At 69.6% G+C, this 7,693-nt stretch carries 8 protein-coding genes; 5 read left to right on the plus strand and 3 right to left on the minus strand.

Annotated features, from left to right (window positions below):
- Window positions 1-86 precede the first annotated feature (86 nt).
- Window positions 87-1,874 (plus strand): DUF4153 domain-containing protein, encoded by a 1,788-nt coding sequence (locus FCU40_RS14540; protein WP_168075836.1) that lies wholly within the window; start codon window positions 87-89, stop codon window positions 1,872-1,874.
- On the opposite strand, the gene FCU40_RS14545 is transcribed toward FCU40_RS14540, so the two are convergent.
- On the minus strand, window positions 1,855-3,645 hold the full coding sequence (locus tag FCU40_RS14545; protein WP_168075838.1) for an ABC transporter ATP-binding protein: 1,791 nt from the start codon (window positions 3,643-3,645) through the stop codon (window positions 1,855-1,857). The genes FCU40_RS14540 and FCU40_RS14545 overlap by 20 nt on opposite strands.
- A 48-nt stretch (window positions 3,646-3,693) precedes the next feature.
- Entirely contained in the window at window positions 3,694-3,939 is a 246-nt protein-coding gene (locus tag FCU40_RS14550; protein WP_004623340.1) for a hypothetical protein, read from the minus strand.
- Window positions 3,940-4,081: 142 nt separating this feature from the next.
- On the opposite strand from FCU40_RS14550, the gene ubiA reads away from it, so the two are divergent.
- On the plus strand, window positions 4,082-5,023 hold the full coding sequence (ubiA, locus tag FCU40_RS14555; protein ID WP_168075840.1) for a 4-hydroxybenzoate octaprenyltransferase: 942 nt from the start codon (window positions 4,082-4,084) through the stop codon (window positions 5,021-5,023).
- A gap of 6 nt (window positions 5,024-5,029) precedes the next feature.
- Here ubiA and FCU40_RS14560 read toward each other — a convergent pair whose 3' ends face one another.
- Window positions 5,030-5,380: a hypothetical protein gene (locus tag FCU40_RS14560; RefSeq protein WP_168075841.1), complete on the minus strand. Its 351-nt coding sequence runs from the start codon at window positions 5,378-5,380 to the stop codon at window positions 5,030-5,032.
- Window positions 5,381-5,447: 67 nt separating this feature from the next.
- On the opposite strand from FCU40_RS14560, the gene FCU40_RS14565 reads away from it, so the two are divergent.
- Genes FCU40_RS14565 through FCU40_RS14575 form a run of 3 tightly spaced genes read left to right on the plus strand, consistent with a single transcriptional unit; the run spans window position 5,448 to window position 7,482 of the window.
- Complete coding sequence (locus FCU40_RS14565) at window positions 5,448-6,401, plus strand: fatty acid desaturase family protein (protein ID WP_168075842.1); 954 nt, start codon at window positions 5,448-5,450, stop codon at window positions 6,399-6,401.
- Between the two features lie 24 nt (window positions 6,402-6,425).
- On the plus strand, window positions 6,426-7,085 hold the full coding sequence (locus FCU40_RS14570; RefSeq protein WP_168075843.1) for a methyltransferase: 660 nt from the start codon (window positions 6,426-6,428) through the stop codon (window positions 7,083-7,085).
- A gap of 43 nt (window positions 7,086-7,128) precedes the next feature.
- Window positions 7,129-7,482, plus strand: a complete 354-nt coding sequence (locus FCU40_RS14575) for a VOC family protein (protein WP_168075844.1) — start codon at window positions 7,129-7,131, stop codon at window positions 7,480-7,482.
- The last annotated feature ends 211 nt before the right edge of the window (window positions 7,483-7,693 follow it).

The raw sequence follows: 7,693 nt of genomic DNA on the forward strand, positions 1-7,693 counted from the left end.
AGGTCGAAATTGCTAAGGCGCCCGGCCGCGCTTCACAACCGCGTGTGAGCGTGCTGCTGTCGGGCCAACAAGGGGAGACGCTGGACATGGACGCCGCCGAGGCCAAGCAGACGCGAACCGCCGCCGTCGCCCGACTGGCCATCGGCCTGGTTCAAGGGATCGTTCTCTTCCTGTTGCACCGGGCCGACGACGCCAAGACCTGGCCGGCGACCGCGCCTCTGCTGTTCGGCCCGCTGCTGGTCTGCGCCCTGACCGTTCCGCTGATCCCTCTGGCGGGGCTGTCGGCCATGCGCCGCGCGCCCCTCCTGGTCTGGACCGCCGCGGCCGCCACGCTGGCGGCCATCCTCGCCATCCACGCCGCCTGGACCGGTCAGCAGCCCGGCGCGGTCGGCGCCGGCGCCCTGTCGCCAGCGGTGTTCCCCGCCGTGGCGGCGCTGCTGTTCATCGCCCATCATCTGGTCCAACCGGCGGAGGCGGTCGGCAAGCCCGTCGCCCCCTATGCGGACTATTTCGACCTGGCCTGGACGCACGGCGCGCAGTTGGCCCTCTCGCTGGCCTTCACCGGCGTGTTCTGGCTGCTGCTGGCCCTAGGCGGCGCGCTGTTCAAGCTGATCGGCATCGACGCCATCCAGAAGCTGATCAGCGAGGCAGCGTTCTTCATGCCGGCCACCTGCGTGATGTTCGCCGTCGCCGTGCAGCTGACCGACGTCCGCGCTGGCCTGGTGCGCGGGGTGCGCGGCGTGGCCCTGACCCTGTTGGCCTGGCTGCTGCCGCTGATGACCCTGATCGCCGCCGGCTTCCTGGCCAGCCTGCCCTTTACGGGCTTGGCGCCGTTGTGGAAGACCAAGGCCGCCACCGCCCTGCTGCTCTCGGCCGCCGCCCACCTGATCGTCCTGGTCAACGCCGCCTATCAGGACGGAACCGAACCCGGCCACGCCGTGCTGCGCTGGTCGGCGCGGATCGCGGGCCTGCTGCTGATCCCGATCACCCTCCTGGCCGCCTACGCCCTCCATCTGCGGATCGACCAGTACGGCCTGACGCCCGAGCGGGTCTATGCCGGCGCCTTCGTGATCATCTCGGCGGGCTACGCGATCGGCTATGGCTTCGCCGCCCTGAGGCCCGGCGCCTGGATGAAGACGCTGGAGCCGACCAACCTCGTCATGGCCCTGGCGGCGGTGCTGCTGCTGATCGGTCTGTTCACGCCGGTAGGCGATCCGGCGCGGCTGTCGGTCAACAGCCAGGTCCAACGCCTGAACGCCGGCAAGATCGCGCCCGACCGGTTCGACTACGCCTTCTTGCGCTTCGACGCCGGCCGCTATGGGCGCGAGGCGCTGGATCGCCTTAAGACCAACCCTCGGGCCGAGATCGCCCGGCGGGCCGCCGACACGGCGGCCCAGAAGGAAAAGACCTTCGCGCCAGCCAAGCGCGGTCCCGACTTCGCCAACATGAAGGTCTATCCCGTCGGCAAGACCCTGCCCGACAGCTTCAAGGCCCAGGACTGGACGGCTGACAGCTCGGATTCCAGCTGCACCTTCGCCGGGATGCAGTGCGCGGCCCTGGTGGTCGATGTCGACGGCGACGGAGTCGACGAAGTGCTGCTGGCCGGCGGGGCGGGCTTCGACGTCTTCAAGGCCGGCGAGCACGGCTGGCGTCGCGTGGCCCAGGCCGCTTCGACCTGCCCCGGCGTCGATATCGACGCGGCGCTGAAGGCTGGGGCCGCGCGCCTGGACGCGCCGACGCCTCGCCGCGACCTCCTCATCGGCGATCAGCGCCTGCCGCTGGTTCCGGCCGGCGAAGGCTGCGCCAACACGGCGCCGAAGGGGGCGGGCGTCTGGCTGCCGACCGATATCCGGCCTACGCCACGCCCTCGCTGATCGCGTTGAGCCGGGCGTAGACCCCGCCCTTGGCCTTCAGCTCGGCATGGCGGCCTTCCTCGACGACGCGGCCCTTCTGGAACACCAGGATCCGGTCGGCGCCGCGCACGGTCGACAGGCGGTGGGCGATGACGATCGTGGTCCGCCCCTCCATCAGCGCCTCGGCGGCGGCCTGGACCTGGCCCTCGGTCTCGACGTCCAGCGATGAGGTGGCCTCATCCAGCACCAGGATCGGCGCGTCCGCCAGGAACGCGCGGGCGATGGCCACGCGCTGGCGCTCGCCGCCCGACAGCTTGACGCCGCGCTCGCCGACCAGGGTGTCGTAGCCCTGGGGCAACTTCAGGATGAAGTCGTGGGCGCGCGCCTTCCTGGCCGCCGCCTCGACCTCCTCGCGGGTGGCGTCGGGCTTGCCGTAGGCGATGTTCTCCAGCAGCGAGCGATGGAACAGGGCCGGATCCTGCGGCACCACCGCGATGGCGCGGCGCAAGGACGCCTGGGTCACCTTCGAGACGTCCTGGCCGTCGATCAGGATCGCGCCGTCCTGCAGGTCGTGCAGGCGCTGGACCAGCTTGACGAAGGTCGACTTGCCCGAGCCCGTCGGCCCCACCAGCGCCACGCGCTCGCCGGGCGCGATCTTCAGGGAGAAGCGGTCGTACAGCGGCGCGCCGGCGGCCTTGTAGCGGAAGGTCACATCCCGGAACTCGATCGCGCCGGGACCCGGCTCGAAGTCGGGCGCGCCGGGGGCGTCGGCGATCTGCGGCTCCAGCCGTTTCCACGCCGCGACGTCCTCGGCGTCGTCCAGGCCCTTCTGCAGCATCCGGATGTTCTCGCCCAGGTTCCGCAGATAGCCGCTCATCAGCATGAAGGCGGTGATTGCGAAGGCGACGTCGCCGGGCGTGGCGGTCCCGTGCGCCCACGCCCAGACCATGGATCCGGTCAGGCCCGCCTGCAGAAGCACCAGCAGCAGGTTCTGGCCCAGCCAGACGTCGGTGAAGCGGTTCCAGGTGACCATCACCGCGTCGCGCCAGGCGGCGGTGACCTTGGCCAGGCGCTCGGCCTCGCGCCGCTCGGCGCCGAAGCTCTTGACGGTGGGATTGGAGGTGACGGCGTCGGCCAGGGCCCCGCCGATGCGGGAGTCCAGGGCGTTGGACCGCAGGTTGCTGGGCCGGACATAGCGCTCGGTGACCAGCAAGTTGACGGCTAGATAGGCGATCACCACGACCAGCGAGATCACGCCCGCCGCGGGCTGGCGGATCAACATGGCGATCGAGAGACCGACCAGCACGATGACGCCTGGCCCCAGCCAGATCGTCACCGCGTCGGTGACGCTGTCATAGCCCCACATGGCGCGGGTCAGCTTGCGCACGGTCGCGCCGGCGAAACTGTCGGCGTGCCAGTCCGACGAGAAGGCCTGCACCTTGGCGAAGCCCTCGTTGGTCATCTCTTCCATGTTTCGGGCGGCCAGCGGGATCCAGAACCGCATGGCCAGGTTCCGCACCAGGGAAAAGCCCAGATAGACGCCGACAAAGGCCATCCAGGCCGACCAGGCGACACTGGGCGCGCCCCGGTTGGCGACGGTGTCGACCAGCCGTCCGGACGCCCACGGCAAGGCCAGGTCGAAGCCGATCGCCACCAGGGTCAGGCCGACGCCCAGGCCAAACAGCACCGGCCGGCGCCGCCAGAACCGAGCGATGAAGCCCAGCACCTGGCGGTTCGACAGCGCGCGCGCGCGGGCGCCGGTTTCGTCCTCGTCATCGAAAGTGTCGGTCATGGCGGGGGAGATAGGGCCTTTTGCCGCCATATCCCAGGGGCGGAGGCCTCAGAAGGCTTCCGCGACGCCGCCGACGCGGTAGGCGGGGCGGCCGGCGAGACGGCGTCGGACGCGGGGACCGAACTTGGTCGCCGAGGTCAGGCGATCGACCATCGCGCGATCGCCGGCCCGGGCGAACAGCCTGGCCGACGCGGTCCACAGCGCGGTCGTCGCCGGGTGCGGCAGGACGATCCCGGCGCCGACGCCCGCCAGCAGCAGGCTCCAGCCGGTCAGGCGAAAGGCGGTGGCGGACATGTCGGTCTCTCCTGCGAACGATTTGCGAGAAGAGCTTCGCCGACCGCCGATGATAAATCCAATCGATCCTTCCTCTCGATGAGATCGAAGTTTCCTATTCCACCTTTTCGCCCGGCGCGATTGCGGGTTATGCCTCGCGTCCATGAGCACCTCGACGACCACGATCCTGCCCGACGCCGTCGCCAGCAACTGGGTCGACCGCCATGCGCCCGAACGCTTGCGCCCGTGGCTGAAGCTGGGCCGCTTTGACCGTCCGGCGGGGATCTGGCTGCTGATGCTGCCGGGCTGGCAGGGGATCGCCCTGGCCGCCGCCGAGCGCGGCCGCTGGCCCGACCCGCTGCTGCTGCTGGCGGTGTTCGTCGGCGCGGCCCTGATGCGGGCGGCGGGCTGCGCCTTCAACGACATCGTCGACCGCGACTTCGACGCCCAGGTGGCGCGCACCGCGATGCGGCCGATCCCGGCGGGGCAGATCAGCGTGAAGCAGGCCTGGATGTTCCTGGTCGGCTGCAGCCTGGTCAGCCTGATGATTTTGCTGACCCTGGGCTGGGTGGCGATCGGACTGGGGGTGCTGTCGCTAGGCTTGGTGGCCGGCTACCCGTTCATGAAGCGGATCACCTGGTGGCCGCAGGCTTGGCTGGGCCTGACCTTCAACTGGGGCGCCCTGCTGGGCTACGCCGCCGCCACCCACCATCTTTCATGGTCGGCCGCCCTGCTCTATGCCTCCGGGATTTTCTGGACCCTCGGCTACGACACGATCTACGCGATCCAGGATATCGAGGACGACGCCCTGGCTGGGATCAAGTCCTCGACCCGGCGCTTGGGCCGACACGTCCGGCTGGGCGTCGCGGGCTTCTACGCCGCGTCGTTCGCGCTGGTGATCGCCGCGGCGTGGGTCGGGAACATCGGTCCATTGTTCCTGCCGCTGGCCGGCGCCTTCGCCCTGCACCTGTCGCGCCAGGCCGCCGCCGTGCGGCTGGACGACGGTCCCGGCGCGCTGAAGCTCTTCAAGTCAAACGCCTTGGCCGGACTGATGGTCTTCGCCGGCCTGGTCGCCGGGTTCTGGAAGCCGGGCGTCAGCTTCTAACCAAGATTAGAACGGTCCCTGGCGGTAGACACGCTCCATCACCGCGTTCAGCTCGCCCAGCCGCTGGTCGTAGCTGCGAGCCAGGCAGGCCCGGTTGGCGCCGCAGGTCGCCCGCGACCTCAGCCAGGCGCGCTGCTGGTCCATGATGGCGTCGCGCCCGCCCATCGGCACGAGGTGACGGGTGATGTCGTAGAGCTGGCCGACGCGGACGTCCTGATCGTTCAGCGGCCGGTAGGCGCAGATCGCCCGCTCGTCGGGCGCGCGGGCCCGGTTGCAGTCGAAGCTGGCGGCGGCGGCCGGCAGGGCGGCGCCAAGACCGGTCGCGGCGAGGACGAGGGCGGGGATCAGACGGCGCATCGGCGGCTCCGGGCTATGACGTCGGGTCAGGCTGTCAGCTCTAAGCTGAATGTGCGATGATCGTTCCATGGCCGTCGCCGCGCGCGTCAAACCCCAGGACCTGTTCACCGTCGACGAGTGGGCGAGGATTTCCGCGCGCTCGTCCTGGCGCGGGATCGCGATGGTGGTTCACGCCTGGGCCGTGATCATCGCCGCCGGAGCGATGTTCGTCCTCTTCCCCAATCCGCTGACCTATGTCCTCGCCGTCATGCTGATCGGCGCGCGGCAGCTGGGCCTGGCCATCCTGATGCACGAGGCCGCGCACGGCGGCCTGCATCCGAACCTCAAGGTCAATGACTGGCTGGGCGAATGGCTGTGCGCGGCGCCGACGGGCGCGTCGCTGGCCAAGTATCGTCCCTATCACCTGACCCACCACAAGTACGCCCAACAGGCCGAGGACCCGGACCTGATCCTGTCGGCGCCGTTCCCGACCACCCGGGCGTCCCTGCGCCGCAAGATCATCCGCGACCTCACGGGCCAGACGTTCTTCAAGCAGCGCTTCGGCCCGCTGTTCGGAAAGATGAAGGCGGCCGGCGACCAGCCGAAGGGCGCGATCTTCGCCGGCGAGGTCGCGCGGCAGGGACCGTTCCTGATCTGGAACCTCGGCATCCTCGCCGTTCTGAGCGCCATGGGCCTGTGGTGGGCCTGGCTGGCGCTGTGGATCGTGCCGATGGCCACCTGGTTCCCGCTGGTCACGCGCCTGCGCAACATCGCCGAGCACGCCCTGGTGGCCAAGGACGAGCCCGACCCGTTCCGCCACGCCCGCACCACGCGCGCCAACCTGATCGAACGCGCCCTGATCGCGCCCTACCACGTCAACTTCCACGCCGAGCACCACATGTTCATGCACACCCCGTGCTGGAACCTGCCGATGGCGCACCGGTTGCTGGAAAAGAAGGGCCTGACCGACCGGATGCTGACCGCGCCGGGCTATCTGACGGTGCTGAAGGCGGCCACGAGCCGACCGGCGGTCGCCGCCTGACGAGCGCCGTGCTCTAAGGCGGTCATGATCGTCCAGACCCTTCCCGGCCGCCGCGCCTTCATCCGCGAGAACACCCGCCTCCAGGCGCCGCCGCATACGCCGGAACTCTCGCTGCATCTGGCCGACGAGGTCACGCCGATCTGGCGGCTGACCGAGGAGGCGCTGGAAGAGATCGGCCTGCCGCCCCCTTTCTGGGCCTTCGCCTGGGCGGGCGGCCAGGCCCTGGCGCGCTATGTCCTCGACCATCCCGATATCGTCGCCGGCCAGCGAGTCGTCGATTTCGCCACGGGCTCGGGCATCGTCGCCATCGCGGCGATGAAGGCCGGGGCGCGCCGGGTGCTGGCCACGGACATCGACGTCTTCTGCGAGGCCGCCGTGGGGCTGAACGCCGAGGCCAACGCGGTCTCGGTCGACTTCACCGACCAGAACCTGCTGAACGCCCCGCCGCCGCCGGCCGACGTCCTCCTGGCCGGCGACATCTGCTACGAGCGGCCGATGGCCGAGGCCGTGATGGCCTGGCTGCGGCGCGGCCGCGAGGCCGGCGCCCGCGTGCTGATCGGCGATCCGGGCCGCACCTATTTCCCGAAGGACGGCCTCGAGAAGCTGGCCGAGTACCAGGTGCCGACGACGCGCGAACTAGAGGACCTGGCCGTCAAGCGCACCAGCGTCTGGACTCTGCCGTGACGGCGCATTAGAACAAATAAAGAACGATTTCCTGGAGGACGCCATGCGCGAGGACGGCAAGATCGACTACATCGAATGGCCGGGCGGCGACCTACCCGGAACCAAGGCGTTCTACGCGGCCGCGTTCGGCTGGAGCTTCGTCGATTACGGCCCCGACTATGCGGCCTTCGAGGGACAGGGCGCCGACGGCGGTTTCGCCAAGCCCCAGGACGGCTCGACCGACCGTCCGCTGGTCATTATATACGCCCACGACCTGGAAGCCATGCTGGACAAGGTGGTCAAGGCCGGCGGCGTGATCACCGCCCCAATCTTCGCCTTCCCCGGCGGCCGCCGGTTCCACTTCACCGATCCGTCCGGGAACGAACTGGGCGTCTGGAGCGCGACCGGGGTCGATTAGCGCATTATTCGCCCCAAAAGCGCGGGCGCGGTAGGCGCGGACGATAAAAATTACACTTGTGACCCAATCTCCGCCGCAATCCGTCGCCATAAGGGTTGCGAGGGACACCTTGTCGGTTTTAATGCCGACCTCTCGTCTTGTTGGGGATAACCAGCCTATGCGCCTTGCGCTCGCCAGCCTGATCGCCGTCGGCGCGGTCTCGACCACCGCC

The organism is Caulobacter sp. SSI4214 (assembly GCF_012184455.1).
Lineage (GTDB): Bacteria > Pseudomonadota > Alphaproteobacteria > Caulobacterales > Caulobacteraceae > Caulobacter > Caulobacter vibrioides_E.

What these genes read in the sequence shown, in the direction of transcription:
- FCU40_RS14540 (WP_168075836.1), top strand. Translation starts at nt 87, where the DNA reads ATGGACGCCGCCGAGGCCAAGCAGACGCGAACCGCCGCCGTCGCCCGA.
- FCU40_RS14545 (WP_168075838.1), bottom strand. Translation starts at nt 3,645, where the DNA reads ATGACCGACACTTTCGATGACGAGGACGAAACCGGCGCCCGCGCGCGC.
- FCU40_RS14550 (WP_004623340.1), bottom strand. Translation starts at nt 3,939, where the DNA reads ATGTCCGCCACCGCCTTTCGCCTGACCGGCTGGAGCCTGCTGCTGGCG.
- ubiA (WP_168075840.1), top strand. Translation starts at nt 4,082, where the DNA reads ATGAGCACCTCGACGACCACGATCCTGCCCGACGCCGTCGCCAGCAAC.
- FCU40_RS14560 (WP_168075841.1), bottom strand. Translation starts at nt 5,380, where the DNA reads ATGCGCCGTCTGATCCCCGCCCTCGTCCTCGCCGCGACCGGTCTTGGC.
- FCU40_RS14565 (WP_168075842.1), top strand. Translation starts at nt 5,448, where the DNA reads ATGGCCGTCGCCGCGCGCGTCAAACCCCAGGACCTGTTCACCGTCGAC.
- FCU40_RS14570 (WP_168075843.1), top strand. Translation starts at nt 6,426, where the DNA reads ATGATCGTCCAGACCCTTCCCGGCCGCCGCGCCTTCATCCGCGAGAAC.
- FCU40_RS14575 (WP_168075844.1), top strand. Translation starts at nt 7,129, where the DNA reads ATGCGCGAGGACGGCAAGATCGACTACATCGAATGGCCGGGCGGCGAC.